An 18010-nucleotide genomic window follows, 5' to 3' on the forward strand; every position below is an offset into this window, starting at 1 on the left:
AAGGTCAGTGGATCAGGTCACTTTGCGGGGAAGATTAATTCTTGAATTCAAAATCCAGAGCCGCGCCTTCAACGTCGCGTCGCTCTTCATTGCGCATTTGCAACTGCATTTCATTGCTGAGCAAACGCCCGTTGATCTGGAATGCACTGTTATCGACCGGCTTCTCATCAAACATCGGCGGCAACAACGGTACGTTTCTAGGTTGCGGCATGGTGCCAAGGGGCTGCAGATGGCGGACCATTTCCTGGGGCAGACTGAGGTCCAGTTGTGCAGGCGCCAGCTTGGTCTGGGCCACTTCACGGGCCGACTTGGATTTGCTGGCGGTAGGTGCGCGCTTTTTCACCTTGGCGGTTTTTTTAACCGGGGCGGGCTTTTTCGCCTGGACCGTTTTTTTAGCCGGGGCCGGCTTTTGTTCAGCGGCTGCCAGCACGATCGGCGCACTGGCAGGTGCTGCCAGTACAGGCGTGGCGTTGCACAGGCCCGCCAGACAGATCAACAGCGCGGCAGGAAAAATATAAGTCATATCGCCTACAGCATTAACGGCAGAAGGCCATATGCTCGCTTGTTGAGCGCGGCATGACAAGCGCGGTGATTAGCCACCTATCGTTCATGCCCGTCTTTGGCCCTTCAAAACCCGCTCGCCGCCTCCTGGCACAACTGGTTGGCCAGCATGCCCAGGGTCATCAAGGCGCGCTCGGCTTCACGGTTCCACGGGGTACCGCAATTAAGCCGGATACAGTGGTTGAACTGTTCTGTATTACTGAAGATCAGCCCCGGCGCAATGCTGATGCCCTGCTGCAGGGCGCGCACATGCAGTTCCTGGGTGTTGACCCTGCCCGGCAGGCTGACCCACAGGATAAAACCGCCGGTCGGTCGGCTCATCTGCGTGCCTTCGGGGAAATACTGCTGCACCGCCAACTGGAAGGCGCTGAGGTTCTTGCGGTATTCCTGGCGAATGTAGCGCAGGTGCCGGTCGTAACCGCCGTTCTCCAGGTACGCCGCCACCCCCATCTGCGTGACGCTGCACGCCGAGTGGGTGCTGAACATCTGCAGGCGCTGGATCTCCTGCTGGTATTTGCCGGCAATCATCCAGCCGATGCGCACGCCGGGGGACAGGGTCTTGGAAAAACTTGAGCAGTAGATCACCCGGTCCAGGCGGTCATACGCCTTGAGGGCCTTGGTGCGCCCCAATTCGAACATCAATTCGCCGTAGATATCATCTTCAACAATCTGGATATCGAAATCCGAGGCCAGGCGCAGCAACTGTTTCTGCCGCTCTTCGGGCATGGTGCCGCCCAGGGGATTGCTCAGGCGCGTGGTCAGCACCAGGGCCTTGATCGACCATTGGTTGGCCGCCAGTTGCAGAGCCTCCAGGCTCATGCCGGTGGCCGGGTCGCTGGGGATCTCGATGACCTTGAGGCCGAGCAAGTCCGCCAGTTGCAACAGGCCGTAATAGGTGGGGGACTCGGCAGCGATCAGGTCGCCGGGACGGGTCAGCACGCGCAAGGACATCTGCAACGCATCGACACACCCGTGGGTGATCACCACTTCGGACGGGTCGACCACCACACCGGCATCGCGCATGCGAATCGCAACCTGGCGCCGCAGCGGCTCAAAGCCCGGGCTGAACATATAGCTGAACGCCCGTGGGCTCTGGAAGCGCGTGACCTTGGCCAGTTGCTGGTGCAGCGCGCGTACCGGCAGGTAATCGACACTGGGCACGGCGGCGCCGAGCGGGAACACCCCTTCACGACGGGACTCGACCAAGACCTGTTGAATGATACTGCTGCGTGTGACCAGGCCCGGGCGCTCGACCCGCGCAATATCCGGCGTCGGTGCGGTCAGGGCCGGGGTCTGGTGCACGTAATACCCGGACTGCGGCCGCGCGCGGATCAACCCCTGATCCTCGAGATTGGCGTAGGCCTGCAACACCGTGGCATGACTGACATTGAGCTGGGAGCTCATCTTGCGCACCGAAGGCACGCGCTCACCCGGTTGATAGACACCGCGCCGGATATCCTCAGCCAATTGCTGGGCGATACGTTGGTAAAGCAAGAGATTGGTCATGACGCAGCACTCGATTTCACGGGTATTTTATTTTTGTGTGAAACATACCGGCACAGTTTAGAAGTGTACGGGGACAGTTGCCACAATAGTCGAGGACGGGCGGCAGTGATAGAAAAAACTGTAGGGGTTGAGCACGCAATGGCGGGCATGAAAAACCCGATCGAGGATCGGGTTACGGGGCGAGACACACAGCCTATTCCATGTGGGAGCTGGCTTGCCTGCAATGGCATCGCTGCGGTTCAGTTGAAAGTCCGCGTCGCCTGTATCGCAGGCAAGTCGGCGCCCACAAGAACTGAGGTTCAGCGCGCGGCGCCGAGCTGGCCCTTGTCATCGGAGAAGACAATCTCCACACGCCGGTTCTGCGCCCGCCCCCGTTCGGAAGCATTCACTTCCACCGGGTACTGATCGCCATAACCTTCCACCTGGATGCGTTTGTCATCAATGCCCAGGTCAACCAGTACGTCCGCCACGGCCTGTGCCCGGTCACGGGACAGTTTGAGGTTTTCCTGCTCGCCGCCGGTACTGTCGGTATAGCCCTCGATCCGCACTACGCGCTTGGGGTTCAGTTGCAGGAATTGCACGATCTTCAGCACTGTACGGTTGGCGGAGTTTTTCAGTTCAGCCTGGCCGGTGTCGAACAGCACATCGCCCAGGGTCATCACCAGGCCACGATCGGTCTGGGTGGTGGTCAGGCTGGCGATCTGCTCTTCGAGCCACTTGCCCTGTTGTTGCACGCTCAACAATTTGGCCTCGCGCAGCGCCAGTTGCAGGCGTTGGCGCTCCAGTTCGCGTTTGGCGGCACGTTCTTCGTTGAGCACCAGTTGCGTATGTTCCCGGGCAATCGCGCTGTAGCGCTGGCTCAGGTAGGCGTAATGCACCACGTCGCCACCACTGCCCCAGTAGCTGGACAGACGGTCGGCGCGGGCCAGGGACTCACCGGCGCGGATCACGTCCTTGGGCGCGATACGCAATACATTGGAGTCTTCCTTGACCTTCTGGAAGTCGCTGCCGGCCTGTTGCAACGCAGTGTCGCTATTGGGGTGGCTGGCACAGCCGCCGAGCACCAAGCTGCTCAATAGCAGCCCACAGGTCAGACGGTTCATTGAGCATCTCCCAGCTGTTTGCGCAGGCGGGTGATACGGGTGTCGAGGACATTCAACTGTTCCTGGCTTTTTTGCGTCAGCACCCGTGCCTCTGCCAAGCGGGCATCCAGTTCGGCCTGTTCAGCCAGCATGCGGGCATCCTTGTAGGATTCATCCGCCATATCGGCCTTGGCCTGGGCCAGCTTCGTTTCGGCGAGTTTCAACTCGGGCACGTCGTCAGCAACGGCCCCCACGGCGGCGGCTTGCTCCAGGGCTTGCTGGGTCAGGCGCATTTGCTCATTCGGCGCAGGATCTGCGGCACAGCCCGCCAGCGTTACTACGGCGAGGGCGGCGAAAAGAGGTCGAATAGTCACTAAAAATCCCTACTTTGTTGGGGTACCGACGGGTTGCTGCAACTGCGTCTTCCAGCGTTCGATATTGCGCTGCAACGCGGCTTCCGTCAGACCGGACGCGGCCAATTCTGTCATCTTTTTCGCGAGCTGTCCGCGCAACCACGGATCATTGCAGGCAGAGTTGTGGGAAATCGCCAGGAACAGCCCCGGCTGATCAATCGGCAGCTCACGGGCCAGCAAGTCTTTGCTCATCCCCAGGGTCTGGGCCATGGCCATGCCGGAGTAACGTCCCGCCAGCACGTAGTCCACTTCACCCAGCAACAGTTTCTGCAAGGCCGGGGTCAGGGTTGGCACGCGTTCCAGGGTCAGGTGCTCGCTGACAAAGGTTTCAAACTCAGGGGACAGGCGCGCCCGCTCCGAGACCGCACCCTTGTGGCCATGCAAATCGGCCGCGCTGGCGTAGACCAGGGGCGAGTCGACGCGGGTCCACACCCGGTAATCGGCCTGCATCAGCGCCGGGTGGATGTAGTCCAGGGTCTCCAGTTCACTGACGTTCAGCGGCGCGTCGAGCAACATGTCCATGCGCCCGCTGCGCACTTCTTCAAGGGCCAGGGAACGCTTGCCGCCGTACAGCAGGTCGATTTTCAGCCCCAGTTCCTTGGCCACTTGTTGCAACACATCGGCATTCGCGCCGATCAGGTGGGTGGGGGCTTGGGGGTCACGCCACAGGTAGGGCGGCGCATCCGGGCTGCCGGTCACCACCAGGCGCTCGCATTTGCCAGCCGCGATAGACACGGTTGGCAGCAGTGACAGGCCCAGCAGTACAGTCCAGCGACGCAGTTCCATGGCGTGTTTCCCGATCAAGAGTGGCGTGCAAAAAAAAACCCGGTCATAAGACCGGGCTCTTTATAAGTGAAGCGGCTGGTTTAGACCAGCTTCTCCAACTCAGGTACAGCTTCGAACAAGTCCGCAACCAGGCCGTAATCCGCCACCTGGAAGATCGGTGCTTCTTCGTCCTTGTTGATCGCAACGATCACCTTGGAGTCTTTCATACCGGCCAAGTGCTGGATCGCGCCGGAGATACCGACCGCGATGTACAGCTGTGGCGCAACGATCTTGCCGGTCTGGCCGACCTGCATGTCGTTGGGTACGAAACCTGCGTCAACAGCCGCGCGGGAAGCGCCGACCGCAGCGCCCAGCTTGTCGGCCAGGGCGTACAGGTGTTTGAAGTTGTCACCGTTCTGCATGCCACGCCCGCCGGAAACGACGATCTTGGCAGCGGTCAGCTCAGGACGATCGGACTTGGCCAGCTCTTCGCCAACAAAGCTGGAAGTACCAGCGTCGTGCGCGGCAGCCACCGCTTCAACGGCAGCCGAACCACCTTCAGCGGCAACCGGGTCGAAACCGGTGGCACGGACGGTGATCACTTTGACCGCAGCAGTGGACTGCACGGTGGCAATGGCGTTACCGGCGTAGATCGGGCGCTTGAACGTGTCGGCGCTTTCGACCGAAACGATCTCGGAGATCTGGTCAACGTCCAGTTGCGCAGCAACGCGCGGCAGGATGTTTTTGCCGTTGGAAGTGGCGGCAGCCAGGATGTGGCTGTAGCCAGCGCCCAGCTCTGCAACCAGAGGGGCAACGTTTTCCGGCAACTGGTGAGCGTAGGCAGCGTTGTCGGCGGCCAGTACTTTGCTCACACCCGCGATTTTCGCGGCGGCTTCAGCCACGGCACCCACATTCTGGCCAGCGACCAGCACGTGGATATCACCACCGATTTTCGCAGCGGCAGCCACGGTGTTCAGGGTGGCCGGGGCCAGCACCTTGTTATCGTGTTCGGCGATTACGAGGATAGTCATGATCAGATCACCTTCGCTTCGTTTTTCAGTTTCTCGACCAGTTCAGCCACCGACTTGACCTTGATACCCGCGCTGCGTGCAGCTGGCGCTTCGACTTTGACGGTCTTGTTGGTGGAGGCGGTGGAAACGCCCAAAGCATCCGGAGTCAGCACTTCAAGCGGCTTCTTCTTGGCTTTCATGATGTTTGGCAGGGACGCATAACGCGGCTCGTTCAAACGCAGGTCGGTGGTGACGATGGCCGGCAGTTTCAGGGAAACGGTCTGCGCGCCGCCGTCGATTTCGCGGGTCACGGCAACGCTGTCGCCACTGACTTCGACTTTCGAGGCAAAGGTACCCTGGCCGTAACCGGTCAGTGCAGCCAGCATCTGGCCAGTCTGGTTGTTGTCGCTGTCGATGGCCTGTTTGCCGAGGATCACCAGTTGCGGCTGTTCCTTGTCGACAACGGCTTTCAACAGCTTGGCCACGGCCAGCGAGGTCAGCTCTTCAGCGGATTCGACGAGAACCGCGCGATCGGCACCCAGGGCCAGGGCGGTACGCAGCTGCTCTTGAGCAGTGGTCGGACCGATGGAAACGACGACGATTTCAGTCACGACACCTTTTTCTTTCAGGCGTACGGCTTCTTCCACGGCGATTTCGCAGAAGGGGTTCATCGACATTTTGACGTTAGCCAGATCGACGCCGGAATTGTCCGCCTTGACGCGAACTTTCACGTTGTAATCGACAACGCGTTTGACAGCTACAAGAACCTTCATGGATTCCTCGTTACTCTCCGGTGAAAAGGAAGCCGCCCGGATAAACCTGGCGGTAGATGCTCAACGGCGCACAAGGGCACCTCTAAAAACGCAGGCCTTCATGACAGGTAACGTTGCACGTACTCAATAATAAAGACCGTTCGTCAGGGGTGACTGACAAGTCATTCATCGTTGCAACGTGTAAACTGCGCGCCAGCATTACGTGCGCGTCAACCTGCATGAGCAGTGCCTTGTCTTTGGACGTGGCCTTGAAACCGGCAGTCCGCCTACGAGAAGCGCAAAACCGACCGTATATTGACCGGAACACCTTTTCCGGTCAATACAGCAAAATGGTCAGATATAAGCCGCGTTGCTTTGATTTACCTAGCTCGCGGGCAATTCAAACAAACGTTTGTATTGGACGCTGAGAGTGGTGTAGATATAATGCGCCACCTAGAGAGAAAGGTGGGTCGTCCCCTGCCCTTTTGTAAGAAATTGGCGCAGAAGACGACAGATAAAACACCGAACCTCCACCCATTAGAAAAAAACTGTTGAGCCTTGAGTAGGAGATAGCCTGTGGAACGCGAATACATGGAATTCGACGTGGTCATCGTCGGCGCAGGGCCGTCGGGCCTGTCTGCCGCCTGCCGACTGAAGCAGAAGGCCGCCGAAGCCGGTAAGGAAATCAGCGTCTGCGTGGTCGAAAAAGGCTCGGAAGTCGGCGCACATATCCTGTCCGGCGCCGTGTTTGAACCACGCGCCCTGAACGAATTGTTCCCGGACTGGAAAGAACTGGGCGCTCCACTCAACACCCCGGTGGTGCGCGACGACATCTATGTACTGCGCAGCAGCGACACCTCCACCAAGGTGCCTGACTTCTTTGTGCCCAAGACCATGCACAACGAAGGCAACTACATCATCTCCCTGGGCAACCTGTGCCGCTGGCTGGCCCAGCAGGCCGAGAACCTGGGCGTGGAAATCTACCCAGGTTTCGCAGCCCAGGAAGTACTGTTCGATGAAAACGGCGTAGTGCGCGGGATCATCACCGGCGACCTCGGCGTCGACCGTGAAGGTCATCCCAAAGAAGGCCTGTACACCCCAGGCATGGAACTGCGCGGCAAGTACACGCTGTTCGCCGAAGGCTGCCGTGGGCACCTGGGCAAGCAACTGATCCAGCGCTTCAACCTGGACAGCGATGCCGACGTACAGCACTACGGCATCGGCCTCAAGGAAATCTGGGAAATCGACCCGGCCAAGCACCAACCAGGCCTGGTGGTCCACACCGCCGGCTGGCCGCTGGACATCATGCGCAACGAGAACACCGGTGGTTCGTTCCTCTACCACCTGGAAAACAACCAGGTGGTCGTAGGCCTGATCGTCGACCTGTCCTACAGCAACACCTTCCTGTCGCCGTTCGATGAGTTCCAGCGCCTCAAGCATCACCCGGTGCTGGCCCAGTACCTGGAAGGCGGCAAGCGCATCAGCTACGGCGCGCGCGCCCTGGCCAAGGGCGGCATCAACTCGCTGCCGAAGATGGTATTCAAGGGCGGCGCCCTGATCGGTTGCGACCTGGGCACCATGAACGTGGCCAAGATCAAGGGCAGCCACACCGCCATGAAGTCCGGCATGCTCGCCGCAGACGCCGTGGCTGATCGTCTGTTCGCCGAATCCGAAGGCGGTGATGAACTGACGGCCTACGTCGACAGCTTCAAAGCCAGCTGGCTCTATGAGGAACTGTTCGCCACCCGTAACTTCGGCCCGGCGATGCACAAGTTCGGCCCGATCATCGGTGCCGGCTTCAACTGGTTCGACCAGAACATCCTCGGCGGTAAAATGCCGTTCACCCTGCATGACACCAAGCCGGACTATGCCTGCCTCAAGCTGGCCAAGGACAGCCAGAAGATCGACTACCCCAAACCCGACGGCAAGCTGAGCTTCGACAAGCTGAGCTCGGTGTTCCTCTCCAGCACCAACCATGAAGAAGAACAGCCGTGCCACTTGAAACTCAAGGACCCGAGCATCCCGATCGGCACCAACCTGCCGCTCTACGATGAACCGGCGCAACGCTACTGCCCGGCTGGCGTGTACGAAGTGATCACCCAGGAAGACGGCGAGAAGCGCTTCCAGATCAACGCCCAGAACTGTGTGCACTGCAAGACCTGTGACATCAAGGACCCTTCGCAGAACATCACCTGGGTGACGCCGGAAGGCGCGGGTGGGCCGACTTACCCGAATATGTAAGCCAACTGAGGCTCCCAAATGGGAGCCTTTTTTTATGGGCGACTCGAGTCAATATGGGCTTGCCTGCTCGTTCCCCCGCTCCGCGTGGGAACGATCATCTATGCCGCTCGCTCTTCACCCGGGTTGCGCAGGAAATAGCGCTTATATTCCCGACTGAACTGCGACGTACTCTGATACCCCACGTTATGCGCCGCCTGCGCCACACCCATGCCTTCTGCCAGTAACAACTGCTGGGCCTTGAGCAGGCGCAAGCGCTTGAGGTACTGCACCGGCGACAGCAGGGTGCAGCGCTTGAAATGCTCATGAAACGTCGACGCACTCATATGCGCATAACCGGCCAGGGTCTCGATGTTCAGCGGTTCGGCGTAATGGGCATGCAGGTGATTCAATGAGGTGGCAATCCGCGAGAACTGCCCCTGCTGTTCCACCAGCGCCCGCAGCACATCGGCCTGTGGCCCGCGCAAGGCGGTGAACAGTAATTCCCGTACTCGCGCCGGCCCCATGATCCGGGCTTCCAGTGGATCGTGCAGGCACTGCAACAGCCGCTCGACGCAACCGCGCATCGCGTCATCGAGCACCACCGAGCTCATCGACTCCAAGGTCTGCGCCGCCGGCGGCGGGCCGGCTTGCATGCCCATAGCCATCACCAATTCGCCCAGCACCACCCGATCAATGCCTACGGTCACGCCATACAGCGGGGCATCGGCGGCCATGGCAAACGTCTCGCACTCGAACGGCACCGGCATCGCCTGGATCAGGTAATGCCCGGCGCCATACTCCAGGGTGCGCGGGCCCAGGTAGGCGAGCTTGCTGCCTTGGGCCACGAACATCAGGCTCGGTTCGTAGATCTGCGGCCCGCGCGCCACGTCGCAACTGGCGCGCAGCACCTGCACGCCTGCCAGGTGGGTCGGGGAGAAACCGTCGCAGGGCGTAAGCCCCTCAATCAAGGAAACCAGCGTGGCGTTGGCATCAAGATGGCGGGTCAACAACATGGCAAAAAACTTCGCGAAAAAGGGATAGGAACATCATCGCAGGTCTGGCGACCAATGAATCCAATCCACGGGCACTCCCGGACGAATAGGCATGAGACTCGGAGCATTTGCCATGTTCGCCCACAGGGTTGACGCGCAGAATTCGCCACCTCTCCCGTCCACGCTTTTGCGAGGTTTGCACCATGTACACTGCCATCGGTTATGCCGCCCAGTCGGCCACCACTCCCCTCGCCCCCATGTCCTTCGAGCGCCGTAGCCCACGCGCCGATGACGTGGCGATCGAAATCCTGTACTGCGGCGTCTGCCACTCCGACATCCACCAGGCACGCAACGAATGGGGCATCGCCGTGTACCCATTGATGCCGGGCCACGAGATTGTCGGCAAGGTCACTGCCGTCGGCGCCAGCGTCACCGCCCATAAGGTTGGCGACCTGGTCGGCGTGGGCTGCATGGTGGATTCGTGCCGCCACTGCGAAGCGTGCAAATCGGACCTGGAGCAATACTGCCTCGAAGGCCCGACCATGACCTACGCCACCCCGGACCGGGTAGACGGCAGCAACACTATGGGCGGCTACTCCGACAGCATCGTGGTCAGCGAGCACTTCGTTGTGAAGATCCCGGCCAAGCTCGACCTGGCCAGCGCCGCGCCGATCCTCTGCGCGGGCATCACCACTTACTCGCCACTCAAGCACTACGGGGTCAAGGCCGGCGACAAGGTGGGGGTTCTCGGCATGGGCGGCCTGGGCCATATGGGCATCAAGTTCGCCAAGGCCATGGGCGCCGAAGTGACGCTGTTCACCCGCTCGGCGAACAAGGCAGAAGAAGGCCGACGCCAGGGTGCCGATCATGTGATCGTGTCCACCGATGCCGAGCAGATGAAAGCCGCCGCCGGCAGCTTCGACTTCCTGCTGGACACCATTCCGGTGCAGCACGATCTGAACCCCTACCTCGATGTTCTGCGCTTTGACGGCGTGCATATCCTGGTAGGTTTGATCGAACCGGTCGACCCGCCGGTCAATGCCGCCAAGCTGGTATTGGGCCGTAAAGTCCTGGCCGGCTCGCTGATCGGCGGCATTGCCGAAACCCAGGAAGTCCTGGATTTCTGCGCCGAGCACGGCATTACCTGCGACATCGAAATGCTCGATATCCGCCAGATCAACGAAGCCTATGCGCGCATGATTGCGGGCGACGTGAAGTACCGCTTCGTGATCGACATGGCCACCTTGAAGGCCTGATCAGGCCTTCGCGCCCAACTCTGCGGACAGCCGCGCTGCGACCTGCTTGACCAGGGGGATCAGCTCGGCCATTTTTTCCAGCGGCATGTAGGGCACCGTACTGGCGATGCTGATGCCGGCGACAATCCGCCGGCTGGCATCGCGCACCGGTGCGGCGACGCAGCGGATCGACGGCTCGTTGTCTTCCAGGTCGAATGCATAGCCACCCGCCACGTATTCACGCATACGCTGCTCAAACTGCTCCCAGGATTGCTCCGGGTGCTGCGGCCAGTGCAGGTTTTTCCCGCCTACCGGCAAGCTGACCTGATACAGGCGCTGCCACTCCTCTTGCGAGTCATCGAGCAACAAGGCCTTGCCGATCCCGGTACGTGCCAGGGGCATGCGGTGACCGACCCGCGAACGCATTTCCGGACCATTGCGCCCGGGGTTCTTGTGCAGGTACAGCACATCGTCGAACTCGCGGATCGCCAGGTGGATGGTGTCGCCGGTCAGCGCCGACAGCTCGTCCAGATAGGGTATCGCCAGCGTCACCAGCGGCAGCTCGTCCCGCGCCTGGAAGCCCAGCTCGATCAGCTTCGGTCCCAACAGGTAACCGACTTGCGGCACCACTCGCAGGTAGCGCTCATCCACCAGGCAACTGGCCAGGCGGTGGGTGGTGCTGCGGGTGGTGCCGATGCGCCGGGCGATTTCCTTGAGGTCACGCGCGCCGGCCGCCACCGCCTGCACCACGCCCAGGCCGCGCAGCAGGGTCTGGGTGCCCGTGGGCGCGGGGTCTTTGGCGGGAATGGGTGGGTTTTCCTGCATGTAGGACCTATCTAGAAATGCGAAAGCGGCGGCCATTATGGCAAATGCCAGGCCTCAAGACAGGGCCGATCTCAGCCCTGGGCAAAGTCGCGCAATGCGTCGCCTTCCATGCGGTACCGCACCCATTCTTCCTGGGGTTGGGCACCGATGGATTTATAGAAGGCAATGGCCGGCTCGTTCCAGTCCAGCACGCTCCATTCAAAGCGCCCACAACCATTGTCATAGGCGATCTTGGCCAGGTGGCGCAGCAACTTCTTGCCCGCCCCGCCGCCGCGCTGTTCCGGGTTGATATACAGGTCTTCCAGGTACAGGCAGTTGCTACCCAGCCAGGTGGAATAGCTAAAGAAAAACACCGCAAAACCAATCGGCAAGCCATCACGCAGGCAGATCAGGCCATGGGCGGTAGCGCCTTCGCTGAACAGGCTGCGCTCGATGTCCACCACGCTGGCGATCACTTCGTGGCGGGCTTTTTCGTACTCGGCCAGTTCAGTGATGAAGGTCAGGATCTGCGCAGCATCGCTGGGCACGGCGGGACGAATCTCGATGGTCATGAACAGGCCTGCGGCTAAAAAAGAAAGGACACATACTAAGGCCCTTTGATGACCGCTTGCAGGGTTTTATGCAGGTGATTACTCCGCCCTGCAGCAATGTTGGCACCGGTAACCACAGAACAAACCGGGCGGTAGCGCATGGTAAAAAGTCCGCCATAAATCCAACAGACGCCCAGGTTTGCCCATGCACCCCACTGCTACGGTTGGCGGAAAGCTCTTCGCCTTGTTGTGCCTTGCCAGCTACCTGCTGTCACTGTCGTACGGTTCGACGTTTTTGTTATCGCTGCTGATTGATTCCAGAGGCGGCAACGAGCATGACGCCGGCAGCGTGATCTCCATGGCGATGCTCAGTACGTTTATCGCGGTGATTGTGTCCGGGCACCTGGCCGACGCCCTGGGTGCCGCGCGCGCGATTGCCTGCCTGGGGAGCCTGCTGGTGGCCGCCTGCCTGGGTTTTGCCCTGACGCCGGGTTTTGGCCAGGGCCTGATGCTGTTCGGCCTGGCCCTCGGACTGGGCTGGGGCGTGTTCTATACCCTGGGCCCGATCATCGTGGCGATGCTGGTGCAGCCCAGCCAAAGAGCCAAATATTTCGCCTGGCTGTCGGGCAGCATGATGACCGGCATCGGTTCGGGCCCCTTGTTGGGACGGGCGGCCAGCGCCCTGGGCCTGCCCCTGGAAACCGCGTTTTATATCGCGGCCCTCGCAAGCCTCGTGGGCGTGCTGATCTTCTGGCGCCTGGGCAGCCATCTCCAGCAACAACCCAACTCGCTGGGCGCCGGCGCCGTCTCGAAAATCTCCTGGGCCAGCACCCGGCGTGTGCTGGGCTCCAAGGCGGTGTTCGCGATCATCATGGTCGGCCTGGGCGGCTGTGTATTTGGCGGGCTGTCGAGTTTCCAGACCAGCTACGCGGCAAGCCATGGGCTGGATTATTCGCTGTTCTTTCTGGGCTTCATGGGAGCGGCAATCACCAGTCGTTTGTTGATTGCCAGCTTTGTGGTCAGGCGCGATGCGTACTGGTCGGCCTGTGTGTTGTCTGGGTTGATGGTGGTGTCGATCCTGCTGTTGAGCTTCGGCGTGCATGACAGCTTCAGCTACTTGCTGGCGGCCGTTACCTTGGGGGTCGGTTACGGCCTGACCTATTCGGTGATCAACGGCCTGGCCGCCAATGAAGCGCCGAGCGCCAGCACGTCCCAGGCCTTGCTGCTGTTCAGCCTGTCGTACTTTATAGGCGTCTTCGGCTTCCCGCTGCTGGCCGGCAAGCTGATCGTCGAGCAAGGCGTACCGACCCTACTGGCGAGCGTACTGGGCATCGCCTTGCTCAACTGGCTGATTACGCTGGCGCGCCTGATCTGGCGCCGGGTTGCCAAACACAAAATCTTACAGATGAGCTGACACCGTTCGTCGTGATCCAGGCACCAACAATAAGGGCGGGCGGACCAACCTAAGGTAAGGACTTTATTCCTATGGAGGCTCCACCATGAATACTTCCAAAGTGACTGCCCTCGCCCTCGCCGGTTTGCTGTCTGCGGTATCTCTAGGCAGCTTCGCCGCGTCCGACCCTTCCACCGGCAAGACCGACCCGATTGGCAGCCCGCCCAACCCTGCCACCCAAGAGAGCAAAGACTCCATGGGCACCGGCCTGGATACCAATGGCGGAGCCATCATCCAGAACGGTGCCGACCCACGCACCCAAGGCAATGACGGCAACCGCCAGGGCCTGGGTACCGATGTGGAGAACGGCAAGATCGGCCCCGGCAAGAACGCCGCTCCGAGCGGCAACGATGACAACCTGCCCGGCGCACCGAAACAACCTTGACCCCTTGACCGACAGACGAACACTACCCCACCACTGACCCTGAAGAGGTATGCATGAACGTCGATAAAAACCTGGAGAAAGAAGTCCTCACCCGCCTGCTGCACGCGCACCCGAACGGTTTGGGTAAGGAGGTGCTGGATAACTACCGGGGCGAAAAAATCGTGGCCAGCACCCTGGCCACTCTTCAGGAGCGTGGACTGATCAAGGAAGGCCACGTGACCTGCAACGAGGCCGGCGAACACGCGCTGCACCTGCCGATCAAACTGACGGCCTCTGGCGTGGACGCCGCCCGCAAGCTGGAAAGCCAGCCGTAGCGGCTGTCGAGCCCTGGCGAGGCTGCGCTTGAGTGCGCAGCGCTCGCCCTTTGGCCAGGCATCACCTACAGCGTTGGGCGTTGCGCAGCCACCAGCAACATCATCGGCCGCTCCAGCTCCTCCGCCAACTCAGGCCGGGCCACAAGGTCCGCGGCACTCGGGCCCCATTCTTCAATATGGCTCAGGCTCAAGCCTGCTTTGATCAACATGTTGAGCAGCGTGCCCAGGGTACGGTGCTGCTTGATCACACCCTTGGCCAGCCAGTCGGTGACCCGTGGCCCTTCCAGTTGATAACTGTCCAGCGGCCAGCTTTTACTCCCTTGCTCATCAACCTGCCAGCCCGGTTGCCGGGGCGCCATGAAGATCGGGTGCTCGATGGAGAAAACCAGCCGTCCTCCCGGCTTCAGGGCTTTATGAATACGGGCAAACAGCCCGGGTAGATCGGTGATGTAGTGAAAGGCCAGCGAGCTGTAGGCCAGGTCATAAGCCGCATCGGGCAGATCAAGCTGCTCGAGGTCGGCAATGGCATAAGTAATGGCCGAGGATGAAGTCATTTCCTTCGCCCGCGCCAGCATCTTCTGTGAGACGTCCAGCCCCAGCACCTGTTCGGCGCCCTGTTCCTGGGCCCAGCGGCTGAACCAGCCATAACCACAGCCCAGGTCCACCACCTTCAATCCCTGCATCAGCGGCAACAACGCCTGCAACGCGGGCCATTCCGGCGCACCTGCCAATCCTTGCAGGGAGCGGCCCATTTGACTGTAGCCCGCGAAAAAGGCTGGGGTATCGTAGATATTCTGCGTCACGGCGGTATCAATCCCTGGGTTCCAGGCCTATCGGAAAGAACACCCCGCCACTCCAGATGCCCAGCCAACTCTCGCCGTCGATCAGGCGCGTCACCGCCAGCTCCACCATCTGGTAGAACACGTTGCGATGAACCAGTGCTTCAAGGTTGTTGCGCACCCGCACGTAGGGCGACGGTTCCTGGGTCTGCGGATCAATCACCACCCGCAACGGGTGTTCGGGGCCGGCTTCGATGACGTCTTCGACATTGGAGGTAAACCGCAGGAGTTGGCTTTCGCCCTGCCCCTCGACCTCCATCGACACCGCCACAAATGGCGCGTCATCTACCTTGATCCCGACCTTTTCCACCGGAGTGATCAAAAAGTAATCATCGCCATCGCGGCGGATGATATTAGAGAACAGCTTGACCATCGGTTTACGCCCGATGGGGGTGCCCAGGTAGTACCAGGTGCCGTCGCGGGCGATACGCATGTCGATATCGCCACAGAAATCCGGGTTCCACAGATGAACCGGAGCCGGTCCCTTGCCCTTGGGCAACTGTGCCAACAAATCATTGGCCTTGGCCGACCCCGTCATGCTGTTCTCCTTTGAATTACTGGTCGCTCATGCCCAGCAGGCTGCGGGCGTACTGCCGCAACGGTGGGCCAAGCAAATCTTCGGGTTTATTGTCGTGGAACGTCAGTAAACCGCCACGACTGCGAATCCGTGCAGTATCAATCAAATATTGGGTGCTGGTCTCGATCAACATAATCTGGATCACGCCACTGTCGACACCCAGCCGGTCCAGGGCTTCCTGGTCGGCCCATTCATCTGCATTGCCAATGCGATCATCAGCCTTGGCGAACCGCGTGTACAACAGGTAATGGGCACCTGCTTCACGGGCTTCGGCCATGGCCTGCTCCAAACCTTCCGGGGCGCGGGCGCGGCGGACCATGGGGAAGTATTCGATAAACCCGTTGAAGGCTTCTTCGGCCACCACATTGGGTCGCGGGTAGGCACTGCCCGGCGGCGTGAACGCACCCTGGGCGATAAACACAAAGGAATCGGGCTGAATGCGAACCGAGTTGGAACGACGTGTGTCGCTGTGGTCCAGCAAACCGGCATCGCTCATCTGATAGCGAGTGCCTTCGGCCATATCGCTGACTGTCATGCAGCCACCCAGCGCAAACGACGCCAGCAACAAAACCAGACTACGCATCCTATCCTCCAGAGGCCGGTGACGGAAAACCGGCGAATGGGCACGAGATGCAGATTTTGCGCCAGCTTGCCTGGCTAGCCGCCAATGATCTTCATCACCGTCGCCCCGCCCGAAAACGCCACTTCCTGCTTATCGCCCAAGGCCTTGACCAGCAAGCCCTGTAACGCCGGCAAGGCCTGATGACGCGGCTTGTCCAACAAGTCGCCGACATAGTGGCGGTTGCTCGAAGACAGACAGCCGTGCAGCCAACCTGTGGAAGACAGACGCAGGCGTGAACAGGTTCGGCAAAACGGCACGCTTTCATTGGCGATCACGCCGAAGTAGCCCTGGCCGGGAATTTCATAGCGCACGGCCGTGGCATCCACCGGGGCGTCGGCCTGCAGGTATTCGTGATGTTCGCCAATCAGGCTCAACAGTTGTTGCAGGCTGACAAATTGCTGCAGGAAGGCGTTGGAGTCGCTGGCCAGGTGGCCCATGCGCATCAACTCGATAAAACGCAGTTCATAACCGCGCGCCAGGCAATATTCCAGCAGCGGCATCACCTGGTCGAGGTTCTGCCCGCGCAGCGGCACCATATTGACCTTGATCTTGATCCCCGCCGCACGTGCCTGGTCCATGCCATCGAGCACCGTGGCCAGGTCGCCGCCCCGGGCAATCCCGCGAAAGGCATCGGCATCCAGGGTGTCAAGGGACACATTGATACGACGAATGCCGGCATCCACCAGCAGTGGCAACTTGCGCGCCAGTAACTGGCCATTGGTGGTCAGGCTGATATCACTCAAACCCATCTGCCCGACGGCCTGCATAAAGGTTTCGAGCTTGGGGCTGACCAGTGGCTCGCCACCGGTGATCCGCAGGCGATCAATGCCCGCTGCCTCGATCAGGTAGGCCACGCCACGCGCCATGGCCTCGGCCGAGAGTTCGTCCTGCGCAGCCACCAGCCGCTTGCCGTTGGGCACGCAGTAGGTACAGGCGTAATTGCAGGCTGAGGTCAGGCTGATCCGCAAATTGCGAAAACGCCTGCCTTGACGATCAACGATCATGGATCACTCCGGCAGAGGATAATTCGGGCGCGCTAAAACCTGACTCATAAATCAGATTTTAGCAAGGTCCTTGCCTGAGTATATTCCTGGGTTATCACATACGGCAGTAAATCAGCCGGCCATTGCCCGGATGAATGCCTTAGGTGGCAGGCGTCTCGGGGTTAGGCTGGTCGCTGCTGTGCTTGCGCTTGTTGCCCATGCGCACGCCGATGTCCATCAGGAATTGGAAGAAGCCTTCCTGATCTTCCAGCACATTGCTCCAGAATGGCGAGTGGTACAGCGCCACGGCGCCATGCACCAACGCCCACGCGGCGCAGTAATGGAAATAAGGCGGCACATCTTCCAGCTTGCCTTCGCTGATCCGACCTTTGATCAGCAGGGTCAGGCGTTCGAAGTTCGAGGCACGGATCTTGTGCAGTTCCTCGACCATTTCCGGCACCTGGTGGCCCTTGACCACTTTTTCTTCCAGGCGGTCAAACAGGCGGTAACGCTGCGGGTCACGCATGCGGAACTCAAAGTACGCCCGGGACAGGGCTTCCTTGTCCTTGTCGACATCGGCCGAATGCAGCAACTCGTTCAAATCGCGCTCGTAGTCGAGCATCAGGCGCAAGTAAATCTCGGCCTTGGACTTGAAGTGCTTATAGATCGTGCCTTTGCCGATACCCACGGCATCCGCAATCATCTCGACGGTGACGCTGTCTTCACCCTGTTCGAGGAACAATTTGAGCGCGGTGTCGAGAATTTCCTGCTCACGGCGGCGAAACTCACGGACCTTACGGGGTTCTTTGTGCATAGAAAGAGGTCTGCAGAGGTCAGTATTGGAAGGGATGAGCGTGCCGATGACGGAACGTTTTACCCGGTGCGAGGGATTATCCCGACTGCACGGTCGTTGGGCAACGTCTATATGAACAACCCATACACTAAA

Annotated in this window: 20 protein-coding genes; 5 read left to right on the forward strand and 15 right to left on the reverse strand. The window is 60.2% G+C overall.

Annotated elements, in window-relative coordinates:
- Positions 1-34 precede the first annotated feature (34 nt).
- The 7 genes from HBR94_RS06910 to HBR94_RS06940 all read right to left on the reverse strand — a co-directional run bounded on the left by HBR94_RS06910 (position 35) and on the right by HBR94_RS06940 (position 6110).
- Positions 35-523: a hypothetical protein gene (locus HBR94_RS06910; protein ID WP_057439583.1), complete on the reverse strand. Its 489-nt coding sequence runs from the start codon at positions 521-523 to the stop codon at positions 35-37.
- Positions 524-627: 104 nt separating this feature from the next.
- The gene (locus HBR94_RS06915) at positions 628-2067 is read right to left on the reverse strand and encodes a PLP-dependent aminotransferase family protein (RefSeq protein WP_057960378.1); all 1440 of its coding nucleotides are present in this window, start codon (positions 2065-2067) and stop codon (positions 628-630) included.
- 299 nt (positions 2068-2366) lie between these two features.
- Entirely contained in the window at positions 2367-3170 is an 804-nt protein-coding gene (locus tag HBR94_RS06920) for an OmpA family protein (protein WP_057960379.1), read from the reverse strand.
- Positions 3167-3523, reverse strand: a complete 357-nt coding sequence (locus HBR94_RS06925) for a DUF4398 domain-containing protein (protein ID WP_057439585.1) — start codon at positions 3521-3523, stop codon at positions 3167-3169. Before HBR94_RS06925 ends, HBR94_RS06920 begins: the two co-directional genes overlap by 4 nt.
- A gap of 9 nt (positions 3524-3532) precedes the next feature.
- Positions 3533-4348 (reverse strand): transporter substrate-binding domain-containing protein, encoded by an 816-nt coding sequence (locus tag HBR94_RS06930; protein WP_170044428.1) that lies wholly within the window; start codon positions 4346-4348, stop codon positions 3533-3535.
- Between the two features lie 80 nt (positions 4349-4428).
- Complete coding sequence (locus HBR94_RS06935) at positions 4429-5358, reverse strand: FAD-binding protein (protein WP_057960381.1); 930 nt, start codon at positions 5356-5358, stop codon at positions 4429-4431.
- Between the two features lie 2 nt (positions 5359-5360).
- Positions 5361-6110 carry an electron transfer flavoprotein subunit beta/FixA family protein gene (locus tag HBR94_RS06940; RefSeq protein WP_057960382.1) on the reverse strand — a complete coding sequence of 250 codons (750 nt, stop codon included), beginning with the start codon at positions 6108-6110 and terminating at the stop codon, positions 5361-5363.
- A 555-nt stretch (positions 6111-6665) separates the two neighbouring features.
- Between HBR94_RS06940 and HBR94_RS06945 the strand changes: the two genes are divergently transcribed.
- A complete protein-coding gene (locus HBR94_RS06945) occupies positions 6666-8330 on the forward strand; it encodes an electron transfer flavoprotein-ubiquinone oxidoreductase (protein WP_115128743.1) in 1665 nt (554 codons plus the stop codon).
- Between the two features lie 98 nt (positions 8331-8428).
- Here HBR94_RS06945 and HBR94_RS06950 read toward each other — a convergent pair whose 3' ends face one another.
- Positions 8429-9322, reverse strand: coding sequence for an AraC family transcriptional regulator (locus HBR94_RS06950; RefSeq protein ID WP_057439589.1), 894 nt, complete (start codon positions 9320-9322; stop codon positions 8429-8431).
- 182 nt (positions 9323-9504) lie between these two features.
- Here HBR94_RS06950 and HBR94_RS06955 point away from each other — a divergent pair, with 182 nt between their 5' ends.
- The gene (locus HBR94_RS06955) at positions 9505-10557 is read left to right on the forward strand and encodes an NAD(P)-dependent alcohol dehydrogenase (protein WP_057444959.1); all 1053 of its coding nucleotides are present in this window, start codon (positions 9505-9507) and stop codon (positions 10555-10557) included.
- On the opposite strand, the gene HBR94_RS06960 is transcribed toward HBR94_RS06955, so the two are convergent.
- Entirely contained in the window at positions 10558-11361 is an 804-nt protein-coding gene (locus HBR94_RS06960; protein ID WP_115128745.1) for an IclR family transcriptional regulator, read from the reverse strand.
- Positions 11362-11432: 71 nt separating this feature from the next.
- Positions 11433-11912, reverse strand: coding sequence for a GNAT family N-acetyltransferase (locus HBR94_RS06965; protein ID WP_057439591.1), 480 nt, complete (start codon positions 11910-11912; stop codon positions 11433-11435).
- 184 nt (positions 11913-12096) lie between these two features.
- On the opposite strand from HBR94_RS06965, the gene HBR94_RS06970 reads away from it, so the two are divergent.
- From HBR94_RS06970 to HBR94_RS06980, 3 genes are all read left to right on the forward strand, one after another.
- Positions 12097-13305, forward strand: coding sequence for an MFS transporter (locus HBR94_RS06970; RefSeq protein ID WP_170044429.1), 1209 nt, complete (start codon positions 12097-12099; stop codon positions 13303-13305).
- A gap of 85 nt (positions 13306-13390) precedes the next feature.
- The gene (locus tag HBR94_RS06975; RefSeq protein WP_057439593.1) at positions 13391-13729 is read left to right on the forward strand and encodes a hypothetical protein; all 339 of its coding nucleotides are present in this window, start codon (positions 13391-13393) and stop codon (positions 13727-13729) included.
- 53 nt (positions 13730-13782) lie between these two features.
- Positions 13783-14043 (forward strand): hypothetical protein, encoded by a 261-nt coding sequence (locus HBR94_RS06980; RefSeq protein ID WP_057960387.1) that lies wholly within the window; start codon positions 13783-13785, stop codon positions 14041-14043.
- Between the two features lie 65 nt (positions 14044-14108).
- Here the strand turns inward: HBR94_RS06980 and HBR94_RS06985 are convergent, their stop codons facing one another.
- The 5 genes from HBR94_RS06985 to HBR94_RS07005 all read right to left on the reverse strand — a co-directional run bounded on the left by HBR94_RS06985 (position 14109) and on the right by HBR94_RS07005 (position 17878).
- Positions 14109-14846: a class I SAM-dependent methyltransferase gene (locus HBR94_RS06985; RefSeq protein ID WP_170044430.1), complete on the reverse strand. Its 738-nt coding sequence runs from the start codon at positions 14844-14846 to the stop codon at positions 14109-14111.
- Between the two features lie 7 nt (positions 14847-14853).
- On the reverse strand, positions 14854-15420 hold the full coding sequence (locus HBR94_RS06990; protein ID WP_057439594.1) for a DUF1285 domain-containing protein: 567 nt from the start codon (positions 15418-15420) through the stop codon (positions 14854-14856).
- 16 nt (positions 15421-15436) lie between these two features.
- On the reverse strand, positions 15437-16042 hold the full coding sequence (locus HBR94_RS06995; protein ID WP_057439595.1) for a DUF4823 domain-containing protein: 606 nt from the start codon (positions 16040-16042) through the stop codon (positions 15437-15439).
- Between the two features lie 74 nt (positions 16043-16116).
- On the reverse strand, positions 16117-17085 hold the full coding sequence (locus HBR94_RS07000) for a radical SAM protein (protein WP_057439596.1): 969 nt from the start codon (positions 17083-17085) through the stop codon (positions 16117-16119).
- A 139-nt stretch (positions 17086-17224) separates the two neighbouring features.
- The gene (locus HBR94_RS07005) at positions 17225-17878 is read right to left on the reverse strand and encodes a TetR/AcrR family transcriptional regulator (RefSeq protein ID WP_057439597.1); all 654 of its coding nucleotides are present in this window, start codon (positions 17876-17878) and stop codon (positions 17225-17227) included.
- Between the last annotated feature and the right edge of the window lie 132 nt (positions 17879-18010).

Origin of the sequence: Pseudomonas sp. WS 5412 (genome assembly GCF_012985615.1) — a bacterium.
In the GTDB taxonomy this organism is placed as follows: Bacteria; Pseudomonadota; Gammaproteobacteria; order Pseudomonadales; family Pseudomonadaceae; genus Aquipseudomonas; species Aquipseudomonas shahriarae.

Bases quoted from the DNA above. Each gene is read 5' to 3' on its own strand.
- HBR94_RS06910 (WP_057439583.1), bottom strand. From the start codon at position 523: ATGACTTATATTTTTCCTGCCGCGCTGTTGATCTGTCTGGCGGGCCTG.
- HBR94_RS06915 (WP_057960378.1), bottom strand. From the start codon at position 2,067: ATGACCAATCTCTTGCTTTACCAACGTATCGCCCAGCAATTGGCTGAG.
- HBR94_RS06920 (WP_057960379.1), bottom strand. From the start codon at position 3,170: ATGAACCGTCTGACCTGTGGGCTGCTATTGAGCAGCTTGGTGCTCGGC.
- HBR94_RS06930 (WP_170044428.1), bottom strand. From the start codon at position 4,348: ATGGAACTGCGTCGCTGGACTGTACTGCTGGGCCTGTCACTGCTGCCA.
- HBR94_RS06935 (WP_057960381.1), bottom strand. From the start codon at position 5,358: ATGACTATCCTCGTAATCGCCGAACACGATAACAAGGTGCTGGCCCCG.
- HBR94_RS06940 (WP_057960382.1), bottom strand. From the start codon at position 6,110: ATGAAGGTTCTTGTAGCTGTCAAACGCGTTGTCGATTACAACGTGAAA.
- HBR94_RS06950 (WP_057439589.1), bottom strand. From the start codon at position 9,322: ATGTTGTTGACCCGCCATCTTGATGCCAACGCCACGCTGGTTTCCTTG.
- HBR94_RS06955 (WP_057444959.1), top strand. From the start codon at position 9,505: ATGTACACTGCCATCGGTTATGCCGCCCAGTCGGCCACCACTCCCCTC.
- HBR94_RS06960 (WP_115128745.1), bottom strand. From the start codon at position 11,361: ATGCAGGAAAACCCACCCATTCCCGCCAAAGACCCCGCGCCCACGGGC.
- HBR94_RS06965 (WP_057439591.1), bottom strand. From the start codon at position 11,912: ATGACCATCGAGATTCGTCCCGCCGTGCCCAGCGATGCTGCGCAGATC.
- HBR94_RS06970 (WP_170044429.1), top strand. From the start codon at position 12,097: ATGCACCCCACTGCTACGGTTGGCGGAAAGCTCTTCGCCTTGTTGTGC.
- HBR94_RS06975 (WP_057439593.1), top strand. From the start codon at position 13,391: ATGAATACTTCCAAAGTGACTGCCCTCGCCCTCGCCGGTTTGCTGTCT.
- HBR94_RS06980 (WP_057960387.1), top strand. From the start codon at position 13,783: ATGAACGTCGATAAAAACCTGGAGAAAGAAGTCCTCACCCGCCTGCTG.
- HBR94_RS06990 (WP_057439594.1), bottom strand. From the start codon at position 15,420: ATGACGGGGTCGGCCAAGGCCAATGATTTGTTGGCACAGTTGCCCAAG.
- HBR94_RS06995 (WP_057439595.1), bottom strand. From the start codon at position 16,042: ATGCGTAGTCTGGTTTTGTTGCTGGCGTCGTTTGCGCTGGGTGGCTGC.
- HBR94_RS07000 (WP_057439596.1), bottom strand. From the start codon at position 17,085: ATGATCGTTGATCGTCAAGGCAGGCGTTTTCGCAATTTGCGGATCAGC.
- HBR94_RS07005 (WP_057439597.1), bottom strand. From the start codon at position 17,878: ATGCACAAAGAACCCCGTAAGGTCCGTGAGTTTCGCCGCCGTGAGCAG.